The organism is Psychrobacillus glaciei, from assembly GCF_008973485.1.
Classification (GTDB): domain Bacteria; phylum Bacillota; class Bacilli; order Bacillales_A; family Planococcaceae; genus Psychrobacillus; species Psychrobacillus glaciei.
The window spans coordinates 1,773,164-1,790,329 of the sequence record NZ_CP031223.1 but is presented as its reverse complement, the minus strand read 5'-3'; the positions used below and the strand labels follow the sequence as shown (position 1 = coordinate 1,790,329).

The window sequence follows — 17,166 nt, the reverse complement described above, 5'->3', positions numbered from 1 at the left end:
GAATTCGTAGAATCTAATATATTTTGCATCCAAAAGGAACATAACTTCAACAAAAAGAGCATTAATCCTTTTGGAGTAACCCCCGTTTAAGTAGCCTCTTTTACACTTTTACCTTACTTCTTTAATATAAGTTTAGGCTCTCAGCGGCTAATAAATAAATCTTTGTTGTTCAAATATAACTTATAAAGATATTTATAAAAGACTTCTGAACTATCTAATCTAAAAAGACAGTAACCATCCGCTAGATGTTTGCTATTCTGAATCAAGTAAGAAAAACTTTCGATGCCAAGTGAAGAAACAGGATATCTATTTAATCGCGTGATATTCTCAACTCCCTTTAGTCGATAGAGATTTTTCTTTTCTGTAACACGAATCTCATGGTTTTCCAACAATGCGAAACGGTCGAGACAGTTATCAATATAAAGATTCCTCCTATGAGTATAATGAATAATTATTTTTCGGTTACCGAGATTCAGCGGAAGGTAATAATCCTTCTCATAACTATGCTTACTTCTTATTATTTCCGGATTCTCAAAAGCATATGTTTTCAATAATTCTTTGCCTTTCTCGGCAGGCTCCATCATAAATTTTTCACTAGCATTTACCATAATGACTCTCAACTTCTTTCTTCATTCAATAACCCTATCTCCGAAAAATACAAAAAACTCTTAAGGATATCGTACTTAAGAGATTATTTATTATCAAACTTTATTTTTTGGCTCGAACAGGCGAATGTCGTCTAATATTTATGTACACAATAATGTACACTTGAAAACATAGAAATAACTCACTTTTTTAAACACTTTTCATTCATGTACATAATTATTTTTAGTAGTCTTAGTGCTAGTTTAGCCATTAACATATTTGGACCCATACCAGCGGTTGAATGTAATTGTAGAGTATCTAATATTTCATTTTTGGACAAATAAAAATGCCTCACTCAAAATATTATGTGAGCAGGGCTTGTAAATAAAATAATTATTTAATATGCTTATATAAATCTTATATGTACGAAAAAAAACGGAAGCACCGTTTCTTGCGCATTCATGCGTGGAAATTGGTGCTTCCGTTTTTTTGTTTTGAGAGGAGGTGAAAGCAATGAAGATATTTATAGTAGAAGTTATTGTCCTTTTAATGTTAGGTTGGACTATGGGATCTCATGTAGTTTTAATATGCAATATTAGAAAATCAGAAAGTGTTGTTAATTCTATAGTGACGACAATCTGGATATTTAACGTTGTATTTTTGAGCATTATCGGAATGGCAATTTTATCGTAAAAATTGAGGAGGCATAAGCCCCCTCTTTTTTATTGCAAAAATATTACTTTCCAAGAAAAATAAAAAGAAGCGAGCATTGCCATCAATCCAACGAATTTAGCGAATTGATGCGATCTGCTAAACGCTTTTACGATAAAATAAACAACCACGAAACCTAATACTCCGCAAATTGCAAACGCGAGCATTTGCAAGGCCATCTTATTAAATGATTCTGCAACTATATTTGCTATATCAGTCATCCATTTCCCTCCTTTATACTTTACTAATATAGTACAATTTGGAAGTTTAGAAGTCTATATAATTATCAGAAAATAAAAAAAGCCCCATCCTCAAATAAGAGAACAAGGCTAGTTATTATGCTTCTTTAATGTAAATAATCCATCCGTATTTTCCCTTTAATTCTTCTGCAGCTTTTTCAGCTTCCACTTTGCTATTAAAAGTCCCAGTCTGAAGTCGATACTTCTCGCTTGTAGATGGCACTTTAACTTCCTCCTTTTTTAATGCAATAGCTTTATTTAATGCTGATAAGGTTGCACTTCCGGCTATACCGTCCACAGTTAAGCAATTAACCTTTTGAAACTCTTTAACTGCATTAGTTGTTGCATTGCCTTCTATTCCATCCACAACTAATTTGTAGTCTATTTTATTTAATAATTCCTGTAGAGTTTTAACCTCAGGATCACATACATATCGAACTGGGTCCTTTGCAAACGTATAGTCGCTATTTCTACGTCCACCTATATGAATTTCGAAGTGAAGATGTACGCCAGTGGAATTTCCAGTTGTACCTTTAACACCAATCTTTTCTACTTGTTTTACAACTTGTCCAACTTTTACTGCAATGGATGCTAAATGTGCGTAGACAGTCTCATATACCACTCCTGCAACAGTGTGGACGATCATCACAATATTTCCGTATCCGCCCATTATCCCTACATAAGTGACCGCACCATCTGCCGAAGCAATAATATTATTGTTCGATGGAGTGTTACCCCAATCCACACCAGTGCATAGTTTTTAAACTCGTTATTGGATGAATGCGATATCCAAAAGGACTCGTGACTCTTCCCTCGCATGGTTTGATAAAGTTAGCCACTATTGTTCGCCTCCAGTTTTAGAATTGAAAATATCCTTTAATTTTTGAATAAAAAAAACCAAAGGTGCCGGCATATTCATACCAAGCTTCTTCGAGTTTTCTTCTAACGATATAATTTCCATGATTATATAATATAGAGCTGCTAGATTAGGTAAGACCTCACTAGCTTCATATCCTAATTCAGATAGAAGTAAATAGACTAAATTAGCAATACCAATCCACATCCACATGATACCTTTTTTTATTCCCCCCCGGAACGCTTTCAACGATGATCGCTCTTTCCAATTTGCAGTAATGCCGATTACGAAATCAAATCCATTTAAAATTATTAGGGTAGACAACAAAATTGTCCAACCGCCTAAAAAATATGAAACGTTGCTGAACCAGTTAAAATCAAAATACGTTCTATAAAATCCATCATTTCACCCCTAATTTTTTTTACAAAAGAAAAAGAACGCCCGTGTGGACATTCCCGATAATCTAATATTATAATTATTTTCTGCTGATCAAAGGAGCTAAAAACCATAAACAATAACAGATTAATATAATTCCTAGAATTGTAGATATTGTAGGGTATCCGCCGTTATACAAGGTGAAACTTGTAAACCCTAATAATAACCAATAAAATACATGTGTTAAGATTTCCATTATTAATTCAAATTTAGTGAATTCCATGTTTTCAGCTTGATGTAATGCTTCGTAATGTTGTCGCCAATACTCATCATCATCTTCTATATGAGTATCAATAACAGTTTCCTTGTAATATGGATAATAAATAAAAATAATGTAAGGTGTCAATATCATTATTAGATAGATAAAGATATTTTCGAAGACAACGAACGAGTACAAAATAAGCATTACGCTAATAAAGAGAATATGAGTTTTCCAATGAAAATAAAATAAAGACGATTTTATTTCTTTCATTTAATCACGCTCCGTTATTGTTTTAATTCTAATAATTTAAATACTTTTCCTATTCCTTCCTTACGTTTTCCATCGGTTAATGTTTCATCTTTTTGAATATCATTCAATTTTCGTTTTACTGAATTTTCATTACTGCACTGCCAATTAAAATAACTGTTCTTTCAACTACTTCCATCATTCCACCCCTTAATTTTTTGAATAATAAAAGAACGCTCCTATTGGAACGCTCTTATCTCAAATTTCAATATTGTTTAACTTGTCTTTTAATTCCTCGAAATGAATGATAACAGGTTGATTTTTCTCTAACAAAAGTTTTAACTCATTACCTCTATATGTCTCTTTGTAATATTTCGTCCTATAGCTTTCATATGTTTCCCATGCTTTAATTATTGTAGCAACTTCATCGACACTAAAATATTCCGCTAATTCTGTTTTATTGATACTCAAATATACAGGAGCATCTCTTAGCTTCATAAGAATATTCATTGGGTCAATATCCACAACCGCATCATATACGATTTTTGATTCTTTTGAAATAACAGATAGTAATTGTCTTCTCATTATTCTTTTATATTCTTCTCTTCTATTATCTTCCTTTTGAGCTAATTCTTTACTTAATTCAAATGTTGCGTTTGCAACTTGAGCTGTTGCATTAGTTGCTTTCCATACAAAGTAACTAAAAGTTCCTGTAACTAAAACCCCAACAGCAGCTATGATGTTCGAAGTTAAATTTTCCAACTCATCTCATCCTCTCCCATTAAATTTTATTCGACAAAATAGGACGGGAATCCTTCTAAGTTTTTAATTTTTTTACGACGCATAATGTTCCGGATGCGTCAGAAAAAGCCAACTGATCACTGTTGACTTTAATTATACTTATTAAACTAAAGTTAGTAATAGGTAAGCGTTTGAAGTTATCTCCAGCTTTTCCCCTACTCCGCACGGATCGTGATAGTTTCCCATTATTCCACGTTCCATCTAGCGATGGTTTTAGTCATTATAAGTTTCAAGTTACTCATGTTGATTTGGGTTATTTGATTATTTCTAGCTCACATTTTTGTTTTTCTAACATCGATTCAGTAATACCCAAAATTCTTATGAGAGTATTCGCCTTAATTTTGTCGGTTATATGGATTAACTCATGTACCTCTTTTTGGAGGATACGTAAATTATTGAATTTGTCGCTTCCACCAAGATGCTTAGATATATAATGGTGGCAGTACACGTTTTGTGCCGTTAGGAACATGCCAGTAATTTCACATTTCCCTTTCTTCATACTGTATCTACTGATCCGATTATCCATATATTCGACACTTCGTGTCGGTATTTTTGATTCCATTAACAATACTATTTCATGTCTTATGTCTTTACTCAACCGTGTGGTTATTTGTGCTCGACCTTCTTGGGTGAATGGAGTTATACTTTGTGTAAAACCAATCACATTTCTAGTTTTGATGAACCACCACTCCTCAAATGTGGTGGAAAAAGCATAAAAAACTTTATAAATAACTGTTTTGACGGTGTTTATTGATATGATTTTATAGTGTTTATTACGGTTTTATATCATTTTTAACACCATTTTAACACCAACTAACTCTAGCAGTGGTATAGTTTGACGGCTCAAAATTGAGCTGTAACATTCAGGTAACACTCCAGTTATTCATACAAAAAAAGAAGAGCCTAAGCTCTTCATTTCATGTGAAAATAATACCAATGCTTATAATCCAATATGATCTAAAAATGAGCGATGGTAATTACTAGGGATACCTAATGAAGCTAAGGTCCACTCGTAATGAGATGGCTGCTTTTTCTGATATTCACTCATCGAACCTTCTAAATATATAATGAATTCAAGCATCCCTCTATGATTATTTTGAAAGAAAAATAAGAGACCAATTGTAAATGCAGCGTAATCATTTCTTCCCTTTCCTTTATTGTGCGCAGCCTTTTCAATGCCTAGGATCCTAAACAGTTCCGGCTTGTAAGGAAGTTCAAAGTTTGTCCAATTATTATAAATACGACCACCATGGGCGGCAAGATTTCTATATCTATTAAATATTTCCATACTTTTCAGGAAAAATTCTTTGTCATGATCCGAGGCTTCCCTGCCAATTATATTCATAATAACATTTGATTTAACTACATCAGATGATAACTTGTATAGCATCACCAATTCACCGAATGATAATCCTTTAACCAATATCCATGGTGGTATATTTCCGTACTGTTCTTTATAGTATTTAAGTGGTTGTTCATCAGGTTCATTAATTTTCTTTCCAATTTTCCAAAGTAGGTTATCTCGTTCAAAACGATTGTTATGTCTCTGCTTTCGTCCAAGTCTAAAATTTTCTTTCTTTAAATAGTCTTCCTGTTTTTCCCCATATATTTCTGACAAGCAATAAGCCAAGCTTGAGTAGAAAGTACACTCAATGTCTAGTAAAACCTCTAATGTTACATGTCTTATCTCTCTATCTAGATTATATAGATCAAGAATATCTTCAAAAGTTGTACCTCTAATATACTGATCCTCTTCTTCTGGATCTATTTTCTCTACTAAAAATACATCTTTATATCCATTAATTAAATCATAATAGGTAGTTCTTAATAGTTGTTGTTTGGCATCACTAACTGATTTAATTTCCAAACCACGCGAAGAAAGTTTTTCTATTTGTTTTTCCAATGATAAAAATGGTTTTCCCATTCCACTCATTTCGCACCCCGATTCACTCGCAATATCTATATGATACTCTAGAAGCGGGCAGAAAAAAACCCCTAAACAAGTTAGAGGTTTTTCCTAGCCAATCGATGGCCTGCATACTATATTGTATTCATAATACATGGATTTTATTTACACGTCAATATATTAGTTTATTTATGTAAACGAATACTAACTGTATTTGAAATAAATGAAAAGCACCTTAGGAATTATTACTGGTTAGTGGTTTCTCTTTCATCTAGTATTCGTCCATACTCTATCAACTCTTCTAAGTCCTCTTCTGGCATCTCAATGATCTGGTGAATCAGATTCAATACTTTTTCTCGAGGTAACACTTTAAACAAATTATCTACTGATTCCCTCAATATTTGTTCCTTATCCTCCACATTAATACACCTCTATGCTTTATTCTAATACTGTTACGTCAACTATTTCGTCTAATCGAATCACAAATGATTTGAATACGTCTTCGACTTCGATGACTCTATTTTTTAAATCTACCCATGTTAATTTTCCAACACTATAAGTAAAAGCTCCATCTTTCCAAGTTTTTATTTCAACTTCTACATTACGTTGCATAGAAATTTGAATGTTTTCTTGAATGATGTCTATATCCCATTCGTCCAGTTCAGGACGTGGTGATTTCTTTTGGTCTGCGATGTATTCACGGACTAGTTTCAAGTGTTCTGGTAACATCATTGCTACCCATTTCTTTGAGCCTCTATCACGTAATTTTGATAAATCTGGAGTATCCATCATTTCATCGAAGTAAGCCATCAGATAACATCCCTTTCATGATTTGCGATAGGAACAAATGCGAGTATATTCTCTATTTTAAAAGTCCTTTTTGTATTTCTTAAAAAGCAATAAACCTTGAATGTAGTATCTTCCACACTTACTATTTTCACTCTTCTTTTCGTCATTTCGCCTCTATTTTTCATGTAAATCATATCGGCTAATTGCCCACGATACAAATACTTCAAAATATTTATACGCACACTTGTTCTCTCCTCTTTTATTCCATTATACGAACGAATGTTTGTTTTTGCAACATATAAAAAAATACACATCAACTATTAATAAAACATCGTTAAGTCAAGTTTCATAATTGAAGTATAAAAAATGTAATTCAATGAATACTAAGCTTTTGGGATTCAAAAATAGGGCAAGGGTAATTGAGGTTCAAAGGAGTATTATTATGAAAAATAGTATTGTTAAACCACCTAACATTTCACAAGAAACAAAACAAGCAATGTTCGATTTTTTTGTAAAGCATTCACTTCCGAGGATATTAGAAGAAGAACGACTTGAAAAACAAAAAGCAGAAAACGATGAGGAAGGTAGTCAATAAATGGCTGCCTTTTTATTATGTAATTTAACTTCCATCGATAAACCGTCACTTACGTAATGGAATGTGTAAGTATATAAATAACGATATTTAATAACTAGAAAGAGGTAGCCTTTTGAGCTACCATCAATTCATGTTATAATATTTCCGAATATGTTTTCTCAATTGCTCCTGTTGCTGCAGGGGCTTTTTTTGTGTCTCGAGTCAGTATGCTAAACATTTCTACAAACCTTACTATTATTTCTAATTCTTCGTCTGTTAGTGAGTTTTTTCCTTTTACTGTTGTCATTGCACTTCCTCCTTCAATCTTAGTGTTTCCTTCAATGTTAGTGTTTCCTTTTCAAATGTTTCCAAGTTGCCACCTTGTGCAACATACATTTTTTTAAGTTCCGAAATAAGATCTTTCAGGTCAATTACTATCTTTGGTTTTGCCATGTTTTCATGCCTCCTATACTATTTTCCATTTTCTCCAATTCATTTTCTCAATATTCATTTTTTCTTCCTCCAGCTATTCTATTTTTGTACAAATTCAACGTTGCAATAAATAAGTCGATTTCGTCTATTTCTAATTGAAACACTCTTTCTTGTTGTTCTTCGTCATCGTGATCGTAAACTTTAACCATGACTGTATCTACATAATCAGATGAAAATTCCACTAAAACGGTAGTATTGAATATTAATTTTGTCACTAAGTCTGGTTGCATTTTATTGCTCCTTTACAATTTTGTTGAACAAAAAATCTTTCGTAACCTCGACTTCTTCAAATTCATCGCTTAATGAATTTACTGTGTGCTGAAATAAATCGTCGATTAATCGAATGCTTCTGTGAAAATCCATAAAGTAAACTCGAGCGTCTCTCTCATTTATGCCATCCATTTCGATTCTAAGGTTTGTTATTGATGTTTTGAGGTCTTTCAGTGTGTCTACTTTTACTGCGATGCTGCTTAAATCATTGTCTAATTCGCGTGCAAGGTCCTTCAATCCGTAACTTTCTTTAACTGTTGTCATTTTCCCATCCCCCCATTTTTTTAATTGAATAGCACGTATGTTGTAATAATGCTACATACCGTTATAACTCCGTAAAACCAACATGCATCTGACCAATGGACAAGTTCTTCTCCGAAAAAATAAAGATTAATTTTTTTCATTTTTTCTCCTTCCCCTCAGTTCTATAACACTTATTAGTTACATAATATAACGTTATAGTTACATTGTCAACACTTAAAAGTGTTATTTCTTTCGTTTTCACTATTAAAGTTATATGCTATAGTGTATAATCTTTCACATAGAGGAGGTTGTAACTATGGCAATGAGTGAAAAAATTAAAATCCTATTAATAAAGAAAGGAATGACAGCAGTTCAACTCGCGGAATTATTAGATACAAAACCACAAAATCTGTACAACAAATTCAAGCGTGACAATTTTTCCGAAAAGGAATTAATGGAGATCGCGAATGCTTTGGAAGTGAAATATGAAGGGAATTTTTATTTGAAAGATGGAGAAAAAATATAAAAACGGAGGTAAATGATTGAGTTTTAACACTGCCCGTTTGAAGTCCCATTTAGTGTCTAACCTAAGACGTAAAGTGGGAAGCTTGTCTTCCCTTATAGGTGAACGGTTTATCTACTTTTTAAAAACTTCCCAATTGCCACAACTATTTATACTAAATAGAACCCCTGTGGCGTTGGGAGTTAAGGTAGGTGCGGTCCGATGATATTTGAAATTTTAACAACAACTTTTATGGGTGGAATTGCATTAAAAGCATTCGTGAAAAAGAAAGGTTTAGCCACGAATGATAGCGGAAAAATACAGCGAATCATATCGCTATCCGGATTAAACGTAAAAGATGGCAAAGAAACGCTTACGACGCAGCTAATCCGCAAGAAATCATATGAATGGGGCATGGAATACGCCTATCGAATACCGCTAGGGCGCAGTTATGACGACTATTTAGCGAAACAACGTGTATTAGAGGACGGATTAAACAATCGTCGTCAACGTATCAGCATTGCAGATTTAAAGTCGTTGCAACTCGATGAAAATATCATTGACAACCTTAAAACGCTATGGACTAACAAACTTACGGAGCGTAAAGAAATCGAAATAATATTCGATGGATTACTGAAAATACGTGTCTATAACGAGCCTTTACCGTTACAAGTACCGTTTGAGCCTGGTGTTAATTGGAGCGTCCCTGTGGGTGTTACACGCGATAAAAACACATTCAGATACCATGATTTCGAAAAAATACCGCACCTCGTTACCGGAGGATCATCAGGATATGGGAAATCTACGTTTATAAATTCGATGATTACAAGTTTGCTACAGAGTCAACCTGATTACGTGAGCTTCTATTTAATCGATTTAAAAGGCGGTGTGGAGTTATGCGACTACGAATCTATTAAGCAGACAGTAAGTATTGCGTATGAACCGGAAGAAGCTCTAACGACATTACAAGCAGCATACGACCAAATGCGAACGATACAGAACCGTCTTAGATTCCTTGGAAAGAAGAACGTCCAGGAAGCCGGTATTAAAGAGCGTTACTTCGTAATAATTGATGAGGTTGGCGAGTTGAACCCTGCTGAAGCTGTAGGAACTCCGGATAGGAAGTTAAAAGAAGAATGCCAGAAGTTAATGAGTCAAATAAGTAGGTTGGGTAGAGGTTTAGGCTTTCGTCAAATCTTGGCCACTCAATATCCTACTGGCGATGTGATCCCTAGACAATGCAAACAAAATAGTGACGCTAAATTATCATTCAGAGTTCAATCTGCAACTGCATCTAAGGTTGTTTTAGATGAAACTGGTGCTGAATTACTTCCACAAATTAAAGGTAGAGCCATCTATCAAACTGCAGATAAACGAGAAATCCTTCAAACCCCATTAATTACATCTGAAATAATTCAAAAGACATTAGCACCTTACGTCGTAGAAAAAGTCGAAAAGGAGGTTATCGTACTTGAACAAGCGGAAGTTGAACAACCGAGAGGAATCGATACTATTATTATTGAAGAAATTTGATTTCATGACTCGCAATCAGCTTAACCGTTATTTCCGACTAGGATCCAAACGCAATACGAATCGAGTTATCAGCGCATTATCGGATTACCTCACGTATGTACGCGACGGACATCAATTTATTTACTATTTAAACGCAACCGGTAGAGCTTATGTTGAATGTACCAAGATACGTAAAAAGGGCTCTCACGTTGAGCATACGATTATGCGGAATGAATTCTATCTATTTTACGGATGCCCTCACGACTGGCGAAACGAGGTGAAAGTATCAGATGGCAAAGCAACTATTATTTGCGATGCTTTATTCACTAAAAGTCTTCGTTATCACTTTTTAGAGGTGGACCATACTCAACCAATGTCAGAGAATCGTACGAAAATAGCAAGATATAAAGAATTGCATGATAATGAATTGTTAGCACAAAAATTAGAACATTTTCCAACGATTGTGTGGCTCACTACATCTGAATTAAGGCGAAATCAACTACAAGAAGCTTGTAGAGAGTTACCGCTAACAAAAGTATACACAATCAATGAAATCAAATAGAGGGAGGAAAAAGAGTGTTTAAACGCAAACATAAAATTGAGGTTGTTCCAGAAAGTGAATATACGGATTATAGTCATCGTGTACCAGGTGATGCTTATGCTACTAACAAAACAATAATAGGCGCTGCAAGTGTTCCTATTACTGCTGCTATCGGATTATCAATCTATCACTTTAACACTTCTCCTACTATCGAACACATACCAACCACTCTCCCCGTATCTGCACCAATAATCGAACCAACAGCAGTGCTAGAACCTATCCATGTGCTTGCACAAGCACCTACTATTTTCCCTACAAATATGGCTTCACCTGAAATGATTCCAACAGGCTTCATCGCAGATACTTCGTTAACAATGCTTGCTAACGTATTAGATCCCGTAATTCAAATATTAGTCGCAATTAGCTTTCCAATAGCTAGCGTTATCATGGTAGGGGCGTGTTTCTTCTTTATGTTCGGTAATTCCGAAAAAGCTTGGAATATGATTATGAATGCTGGTCTAGGCTATGTATTAATTCAGTTGTCGCCATTATTTCTTGAGATTCTACGCCAAGTTGGAAAAGCGGTTTAATTTAATATAAATTAATGGCTTACACGATTCTGTGCAAGCCTTTTTTTATTAATCCATTTTCAAACCCAATGATTTACTTCTTTTCATATCTAGTTACCAATCTACCTTCTGGATTACGAAACACTGTCCGATGATATGAGGATGCGAAAACGTCAATTTCATCATTCTCTATTTTCTTAGTCCAAGCCGGTTCCAATAATTCAGAAAAGCCAATAGGTGTCGCGACTTTAAATTCACCAATTTCGAGATAAGGCACTATAATTCGGTGCGACAATTTTATCACTCCTCTTTTATTCATCTTTTTTTCTTTCAATATAAGGATATTTTTCATGAAAGTATTGAATAGGAACTTTTCCACGCTCTATCCAATAACCTTTTTCTATTAATTCTTCGTTCAATGCCTTAATTCGTGATAGTGCGGTTCTTGATGAATTAAGAGTTAGTAATTCCATTACTTCTTTTGAATTGTAGAAATGTTTCATTCAGTTCCTCCTTATAGTAAAAATTGTAGGTAACTGATAACATTCGACTTCTTCCTTCTTTTACCCTTCAATCTTTGACAAGTTGGAAAAGCAGTATAATTAGACAAAAACGCTCTCCTTGAAATAGGGTGGCGTTTTTAATTTGCACTATAAAGCAAACCTATTTTCTAAATATCTGATGAAAGTTCTTATCTAGAAAATCAGCCATCTTATTTGCTTGAAAGGACCAGGCTTGCCCCTTAGCAGATGGATAATACACAAAGCCACCATTTTCAACGTCTAGGGTTTTTCTAAAGTGTGGGAGGTATAATAAATTCGCCTTCAACCAATCAATTTTTCTTCCTGTACGTTGTTCAACATCTTTCATGTTCCAGTAGACACCTTTTAAAGATTGTTGCTTTAACTCATCTAGTTCCACTTTAGATATTACAACTAGATCCGATGGAATAGTAATCTCTAGTTCCACTTTCAACCGCTGATTACTCACTCATCATCCCCTACTATCCATCTATCAATCTTGTTTAAATCAAATAAAAGAGTTTGTGTATTAATCCGCTTAAATGGTATTTCCTGTTTGCGTATAAGTCGATATATCGTGGATAGACTAAGTTCTACCCCGTTATCTTCGAGGTACTTCAGCAAATCAGGAACACCTTTAGCAATTCGTAGCGTCATTAGTGGACCTCCTTAGTTTTTTGGGGGATTATATGCTCTTAAAATATTTCGACAATTAATATTTATAATCCTGTTTTTTTTCGCACAAAAAAAGAAGGAGCCTAAGCCCCTCCTTCACTAAACTTTAATCATCAACTCTAAGCTTTTACGCTCACTCTTTACAATCTCCAATATTTCATCCAACTGTCCAATTAGTTCAGTAGTAGCGCCCTTGAAATGCATCTCCCTAGCTTCCTTCAGCACCACGTTAGCGCCATCCGTCAAATACTTCGCCTGGGCTTTCAATTCTTCACGTTGTATTGGTGTAATCTGCCCCTTACTTTTTTTCAATTGGTTCTTTGCCATGACTTTCATTTTCTCAGCTTCTGCCGAGATATTAAACAGGCGCATACTTTTCTCGTGGTCTAGTTTTAGACTATCCTTGAATCCTATCATGTTTTCACCCTTCCTCAATCTCAAATGAAGCAATCAGATCCTTCAAATCAATTTCACCTTCAAAGGAAACCAACTCTCCACTCAAACTTTTCTTTATTCCCATATACATCATTGTGGAGGAAACTATTTCTGGATGAGTAAATGATACTGCAGCTTGGAAGTGCGCTAAATTACTTATAACCTCATTCACGTCGAGTTTAATCAAGTATTTAAATACAGCATCTGTCATGATGTCACCAGTCAACTCTCCTACCTCGGCCGTTGGCGTAAATGCATTTGAAAGTATCCCTCCACTGGCTTTTTCTAATTTCCCGCCTATTATTCCTACTATGCCAGGTGTTCCATCTTTGTAATAACCCATCAAAGTTACTTGATATTCCTTAGAAACACGATATTTTTTGAACAAGCGATCATGCTTTTCCTCGTTAATTTCATCAGCAATCTCTGACAGATACTCTTCGCAAATGTCTAAACAATCATCAGGTTTCACACGGGCTAAGAGTCGGCTCATATAAGCGTGACCTATAAATAGCAACCCTCCCAGGGTGCCGAAAACAGTATCAGTCACTTTAAAAAGCTTTTCTCTTGTCTCTTGGAGCTCTCCAAAAAGCCCATTTCCCTCTAGATTAATCGGGTTAAAATACTTTTTTCTTCTAGCGGTATCAGATGTTACGAGTACAAAATCGTCCTGAAAACCAACGTGCATTAATAGTGTCATTATAAAAATACTAACCTCCTATCGTGTTTTGGCCTATTTAGAATTCCCTTCAGTATCATTGCCGCCACCTTGGTCTTTTCACTACTTTTGATCCTTGGCGACGCCATGGACATAATTCCATCAGCGATATTTTTCATGCTTTCTAAAATATCGTCTTTTGTTCCATCTATCCCTTTCTTTAAACCTTGACCGACATGTCCGCCGAGTTTTTCCATTACGCGAGAAGGTGAATGGATATCAAATAGCTTTGTAAATGTATCCTTGATATTATCAGCTATTCCTTTTATTGCTTCTCCAACTGCCGTAAACTTAGATCCGATACCATTAATTAATCCAAGGATAATGTCTTTGCCGATTTGCTTGAGGTCAATCGCTTTAAAAAACTCAATAATGACGTTCCATCTAGATTTAATATCCGCTTCCGTTTCTGCCATTTTGTCGAAAATTTTCTTGTGAAATTCCGTAAATTTAGTGGATATGAGTGTTACCAACTCAGAAACTTTTTTGCTAATTGCCTCGTTAGTTCGTTGCCATGTATCTGCCATCTTATCTTTAAATACTGCCCATTTGGATAGAATCTCGCCTGTTTCCCAATCAACTTCGTTAGCGTGTTCTCCAGCTTGTTTCTTTGCTTCTGATACAATATCTTGATGCATATTTTCGGCATACATTACAGATCCATCACGTTGCTTTTTTGCTTCGGCAATTAATTTGTCTGCTTGTTCCGCTGAAATATCTCCAGTTTCATCACGCATACGAATAATACTAGCAACTGTTTCATCATATTGAGCATTTACTTCTTTAACTGATTTATCACGTTGTTTAGCACTATTTTTGACGACTTCCGCTGCTTGTTGTGCAGATGCAATGCTAGCAGTTTCTTTCAATCGTTCCATGATGATTTTCTGTTCCATTTCACTTTCACTAAGAATTTTAACCGCTTGATCTTGAGCATGTTTATTAATGTTCTCAACAACTTTTTGTTCTCGCTCAGTAAGTGCTCTATTATCATCAGCAGCTTGTTGTAGTATTTCACCAATGCGTTTTCTGTTATATTCTTCACGCTCAATTTCTTTATCATGAGCCTGTTGTTTTTTCTCTAAAATCTTCGCTTCTTCTTCATCATTTAAAACGGACGAATTTAAGAAGAAATTTTTCATACTATCCATTTCTTGAGCATGTCTAGTATTTAAGCCATCCACAATCTGCTTGTTCATTTCGTTATATTTAGTGGTCATGTCTGTAGCCATTTCTTGCGTAACTTTTGAAGATGTTAAACTTAACTGTGATAGTGATTGACTAACTCCATCAGATAATTCAAAGAATCCTTCTAATGCAACTTTCGTCGAATCTGAAACACCTTCTAAGCTATCTCCAAATCTATCGACTGCAGGTAATGCATCTTTGCTAAGATGTTTAACTAATGCAACTGTACCCACTGTTAATGCAGCAATGCTTAGTATTATTAATCCGACTGGACCCGTTAAAGCAGTGAAGACTGCTGCTAAAGCGCCAACAGCTGGTGTAGCCGCTGCTACTCCTGTGGTGACAACTGCTATGGCCGCTGATACAGTACCGAATGCGGTTACTATTGTGCCAATGGAACTTATTAATGTACCAACAATTACGAGTACAGGACCTATTGCAGCTGCTATTCCAGCAAAGACTAAAATAACGTTTTGTGTTGCGGTAGACATCCCTTGGAATTTTTCAATTAATGGTGCAATAAAATCCATTAATGCAATTACTTTTGGAATCAAAATATCTCCGATGGTAATTCCTAAATCTTTTATTTTGTTCAAAAAAACCGTCATTTTAGAGGCTGTTGTTGCATAACGTTGCTCAGCTTCATTTGTTAATGCTACATTTTCAGTCCATCCTTTATTCGACAACTCTATTGCGTCTGCTACTAATTTATGTGCTCCGCCTGAACGTAATAAACTATCACGCAAACGTACCTCTTTGATACCCATTTCTTCCAATATGTTGATGGCTGAATCGCCTTTTTCTTCTGCAGTACCTAATCCTTCGACAAATGAAGCGATAGCCCCTACTGCATCTTCTTGGAACGCTTTCTTAAATTGTTCGCCAGTCATACCAGCTACTTTTGCAAAGTTCTCTAAATCTACACCAGCATTAATGATGCTTTTCATTTCATCTTGCGTCATTTTTAAAGAACCAGCTAATTCTTTAAAACCTTTACCATCGTTTGCAGCCATCAACTGCATATCCCTTAAAGACATTCCTGTCTTCTTGGATAAGTCCATCACTTTTCCTAGTCCAGTCGTTGCGGCAATCTGCATACGAACCATTACACGGCTCATTGCGGAACCACCCATTTCAGCTTCAATACCAACAGAACTTAAAGCAGCAGATAATCCTAAAATATCTGCTTCGGACATACCAATTTGCGAACCAGCACCAGCTAAACGTAATGCCATATCCACAATTTCACCTTCTGTTGTTGCGAAATTATTTCCTAGAGCAACTACTGAAGAGCCTAATTTATCAAAGTCTTGTTGATTCATTTTTGTGATATTAGCAAGACGAGCAAGCGCATTAGATGCCTGTTCAGACGACATATTCGTCGAAACTCCCAGGTCGGCCATTGTACGAGTAAAGCTAAGCAACGCTTCTTTCTTAATTCCCAACTGTCCGGCCTGTTCTGTAATTCCTGCTATTTCAGTTGCCGCTGCTGGCATTTCTTTTGCCATATCACGAATTCCTTGTGTAAGTGTCGCAAATTCTGCGTCTGTTAAATCCGTGGTTTTACGAACTCCTGCCATTCCGGATTCAAAATCGACTGCAGCTTTTACTGCTCCAGTACCTAAAGCTAATAATGGGGCTGTCAATTTTAATGAAAGGTTCTTACCGACATCCTTCATTTTTCCTCCAACATCTTTCATTTTCGAACCCAAAGTATCCATTTTATCGCTCAACTGTTGCCATGGACTTAGAGAGCGTTTTAACTCATCCTGTTGAACTTTAAGTGCATCTGTTACTTGTTTTAACTCAGTTTCCGTCTTGTCATATTCAGCAACTGCTTTATTTAATTTGATAGCTAAGTTTTCAGTAGCTTTCGAGTTTTCACCAGTTTCGATTTTGCTTTTCTCATATGCATCCCGTAATCTACTAACTTTTGTTTCTTGTCCTGATAACATACGAGATAATGTATCTTGTTTAGTTGTTAAACCGGAAATAGAGCTACCCCAGTCCTTACCTTTGTTTCGAGCCGAAGCCATTTCTTGACCCATTGCTTTTAAGTTACGGTCTATACTGGAAATAGATTTCTCGAAGTTTGCACTATCAATGGAGAGACTAACTTTTAATCTACCAACTTCTTGTTCTGCCATTCACTTCAC

General features: G+C 35.3%; 26 protein-coding genes and 1 pseudogene. 6 read left to right on the top strand and 21 right to left on the bottom strand.

Annotated elements, in window-relative coordinates:
* Window positions 1-140 precede the first annotated feature (140 nt).
* Entirely contained in the window at window positions 141-608 is a 468-nt protein-coding gene (locus tag PB01_RS08135; protein ID WP_151699747.1) for a hypothetical protein, read from the bottom strand.
* A 490-nt stretch (window positions 609-1,098) separates the two neighbouring features.
* On the opposite strand from PB01_RS08135, the gene PB01_RS08130 reads away from it, so the two are divergent.
* Entirely contained in the window at window positions 1,099-1,278 is a 180-nt protein-coding gene (locus PB01_RS08130; protein WP_151699746.1) for a hypothetical protein, read from the top strand.
* A gap of 29 nt (window positions 1,279-1,307) precedes the next feature.
* On the opposite strand, the gene PB01_RS08125 is transcribed toward PB01_RS08130, so the two are convergent.
* The 9 genes and pseudogenes from PB01_RS08125 to PB01_RS08085 all read right to left on the bottom strand — a co-directional run bounded on the left by PB01_RS08125 (window position 1,308) and on the right by PB01_RS08085 (window position 7,012).
* Complete coding sequence (locus PB01_RS08125) at window positions 1,308-1,517, bottom strand: hypothetical protein (protein ID WP_151699745.1); 210 nt, start codon at window positions 1,515-1,517, stop codon at window positions 1,308-1,310.
* A gap of 115 nt (window positions 1,518-1,632) precedes the next feature.
* Window positions 1,633-2,280, bottom strand: a complete 648-nt coding sequence (locus PB01_RS08120) for a peptidoglycan DD-metalloendopeptidase family protein (RefSeq protein ID WP_151699744.1) — start codon at window positions 2,278-2,280, stop codon at window positions 1,633-1,635.
* Between the two features lie 93 nt (window positions 2,281-2,373).
* Window positions 2,374-2,742: pseudogene (locus tag PB01_RS08115) on the bottom strand (phage holin family protein); the annotation flags it as partial.
* Between the two features lie 790 nt (window positions 2,743-3,532).
* Window positions 3,533-4,036 carry a hypothetical protein gene (locus tag PB01_RS08105; protein WP_151699741.1) on the bottom strand — a complete coding sequence of 168 codons (504 nt, stop codon included), beginning with the start codon at window positions 4,034-4,036 and terminating at the stop codon, window positions 3,533-3,535.
* 292 nt (window positions 4,037-4,328) lie between these two features.
* Window positions 4,329-4,574 carry a hypothetical protein gene (locus PB01_RS08100; protein WP_225986210.1) on the bottom strand — a complete coding sequence of 82 codons (246 nt, stop codon included), beginning with the start codon at window positions 4,572-4,574 and terminating at the stop codon, window positions 4,329-4,331.
* Window positions 4,575-5,015: 441 nt separating this feature from the next.
* Window positions 5,016-6,008 carry an Abi family protein gene (locus PB01_RS08095; RefSeq protein WP_151699739.1) on the bottom strand — a complete coding sequence of 331 codons (993 nt, stop codon included), beginning with the start codon at window positions 6,006-6,008 and terminating at the stop codon, window positions 5,016-5,018.
* Between the two features lie 218 nt (window positions 6,009-6,226).
* On the bottom strand, window positions 6,227-6,400 hold the full coding sequence (locus tag PB01_RS20960; RefSeq protein WP_192797511.1) for a hypothetical protein: 174 nt from the start codon (window positions 6,398-6,400) through the stop codon (window positions 6,227-6,229).
* A gap of 19 nt (window positions 6,401-6,419) precedes the next feature.
* On the bottom strand, window positions 6,420-6,791 hold the full coding sequence (locus tag PB01_RS08090; protein WP_151699738.1) for a YolD-like family protein: 372 nt from the start codon (window positions 6,789-6,791) through the stop codon (window positions 6,420-6,422).
* A complete protein-coding gene (locus PB01_RS08085; protein ID WP_225986209.1) occupies window positions 6,791-7,012 on the bottom strand; it encodes a transcriptional regulator in 222 nt (73 codons plus the stop codon). Before PB01_RS08085 ends, PB01_RS08090 begins: the two co-directional genes overlap by 1 nt.
* A 200-nt stretch (window positions 7,013-7,212) precedes the next feature.
* Here PB01_RS08085 and PB01_RS20955 point away from each other — a divergent pair, with 200 nt between their 5' ends.
* The gene (locus tag PB01_RS20955) at window positions 7,213-7,365 is read left to right on the top strand and encodes a hypothetical protein (protein ID WP_192797510.1); all 153 of its coding nucleotides are present in this window, start codon (window positions 7,213-7,215) and stop codon (window positions 7,363-7,365) included.
* A 133-nt stretch (window positions 7,366-7,498) separates the two neighbouring features.
* On the opposite strand, the gene PB01_RS20950 is transcribed toward PB01_RS20955, so the two are convergent.
* From PB01_RS20950 to PB01_RS08075, 4 genes are read right to left on the bottom strand one after another with little or no spacing between them, the layout of a single operon-like run.
* Window positions 7,499-7,651, bottom strand: coding sequence for a hypothetical protein (locus PB01_RS20950; protein WP_192797509.1), 153 nt, complete (start codon window positions 7,649-7,651; stop codon window positions 7,499-7,501).
* Window positions 7,648-7,797: a hypothetical protein gene (locus tag PB01_RS20945; RefSeq protein ID WP_192797508.1), complete on the bottom strand. Its 150-nt coding sequence runs from the start codon at window positions 7,795-7,797 to the stop codon at window positions 7,648-7,650. Before PB01_RS20945 ends, PB01_RS20950 begins: the two co-directional genes overlap by 4 nt.
* 47 nt (window positions 7,798-7,844) lie before the next feature.
* On the bottom strand, window positions 7,845-8,066 hold the full coding sequence (locus PB01_RS08080) for a hypothetical protein (protein WP_151699737.1): 222 nt from the start codon (window positions 8,064-8,066) through the stop codon (window positions 7,845-7,847).
* A gap of 1 nt (window position 8,067) precedes the next feature.
* A complete protein-coding gene (locus PB01_RS08075) occupies window positions 8,068-8,370 on the bottom strand; it encodes a hypothetical protein (RefSeq protein WP_151699736.1) in 303 nt (100 codons plus the stop codon).
* 295 nt (window positions 8,371-8,665) lie between these two features.
* Here PB01_RS08075 and PB01_RS08070 point away from each other — a divergent pair, with 295 nt between their 5' ends.
* The 4 genes from PB01_RS08070 to PB01_RS08055 all read left to right on the top strand — a co-directional run bounded on the left by PB01_RS08070 (window position 8,666) and on the right by PB01_RS08055 (window position 11,494).
* Window positions 8,666-8,875, top strand: coding sequence for a helix-turn-helix domain-containing protein (locus tag PB01_RS08070; RefSeq protein ID WP_151699735.1), 210 nt, complete (start codon window positions 8,666-8,668; stop codon window positions 8,873-8,875).
* Between the two features lie 198 nt (window positions 8,876-9,073).
* Window positions 9,074-10,384, top strand: coding sequence for an FtsK/SpoIIIE domain-containing protein (locus tag PB01_RS08065; RefSeq protein ID WP_151699734.1), 1,311 nt, complete (start codon window positions 9,074-9,076; stop codon window positions 10,382-10,384).
* Complete coding sequence (locus tag PB01_RS08060; RefSeq protein WP_151699733.1) at window positions 10,323-10,925, top strand: replication-relaxation family protein; 603 nt, start codon at window positions 10,323-10,325, stop codon at window positions 10,923-10,925. The genes PB01_RS08065 and PB01_RS08060 overlap by 62 nt, the downstream gene beginning before the upstream one ends.
* A 14-nt stretch (window positions 10,926-10,939) precedes the next feature.
* Window positions 10,940-11,494, top strand: coding sequence for a hypothetical protein (locus PB01_RS08055; protein WP_151699732.1), 555 nt, complete (start codon window positions 10,940-10,942; stop codon window positions 11,492-11,494).
* Window positions 11,495-11,567: 73 nt separating this feature from the next.
* On the opposite strand, the gene PB01_RS08050 is transcribed toward PB01_RS08055, so the two are convergent.
* The 7 genes from PB01_RS08050 to PB01_RS08020 all read right to left on the bottom strand — a co-directional run bounded on the left by PB01_RS08050 (window position 11,568) and on the right by PB01_RS08020 (window position 17,157).
* Window positions 11,568-11,768 carry a hypothetical protein gene (locus tag PB01_RS08050; RefSeq protein WP_151699731.1) on the bottom strand — a complete coding sequence of 67 codons (201 nt, stop codon included), beginning with the start codon at window positions 11,766-11,768 and terminating at the stop codon, window positions 11,568-11,570.
* Between the two features lie 16 nt (window positions 11,769-11,784).
* Window positions 11,785-11,976 carry a hypothetical protein gene (locus PB01_RS08045; protein ID WP_151699730.1) on the bottom strand — a complete coding sequence of 64 codons (192 nt, stop codon included), beginning with the start codon at window positions 11,974-11,976 and terminating at the stop codon, window positions 11,785-11,787.
* A 160-nt stretch (window positions 11,977-12,136) separates the two neighbouring features.
* Window positions 12,137-12,463, bottom strand: coding sequence for a DUF771 domain-containing protein (locus tag PB01_RS08040; protein WP_151699729.1), 327 nt, complete (start codon window positions 12,461-12,463; stop codon window positions 12,137-12,139).
* Window positions 12,460-12,651, bottom strand: coding sequence for a MerR family transcriptional regulator (locus PB01_RS08035; protein ID WP_151699728.1), 192 nt, complete (start codon window positions 12,649-12,651; stop codon window positions 12,460-12,462). Before PB01_RS08035 ends, PB01_RS08040 begins: the two co-directional genes overlap by 4 nt.
* A 117-nt stretch (window positions 12,652-12,768) precedes the next feature.
* Window positions 12,769-13,086 carry a hypothetical protein gene (locus tag PB01_RS08030; RefSeq protein WP_151699727.1) on the bottom strand — a complete coding sequence of 106 codons (318 nt, stop codon included), beginning with the start codon at window positions 13,084-13,086 and terminating at the stop codon, window positions 12,769-12,771.
* Window positions 13,087-13,090: 4 nt separating this feature from the next.
* Window positions 13,091-13,804: a hypothetical protein gene (locus tag PB01_RS08025; RefSeq protein ID WP_151699726.1), complete on the bottom strand. Its 714-nt coding sequence runs from the start codon at window positions 13,802-13,804 to the stop codon at window positions 13,091-13,093.
* Entirely contained in the window at window positions 13,804-17,157 is a 3,354-nt protein-coding gene (locus PB01_RS08020; RefSeq protein ID WP_151699725.1) for a phage tail tape measure protein, read from the bottom strand. The genes PB01_RS08025 and PB01_RS08020 overlap by 1 nt, the downstream gene beginning before the upstream one ends.
* Window positions 17,158-17,166: the final 9 nt, after the last annotated feature.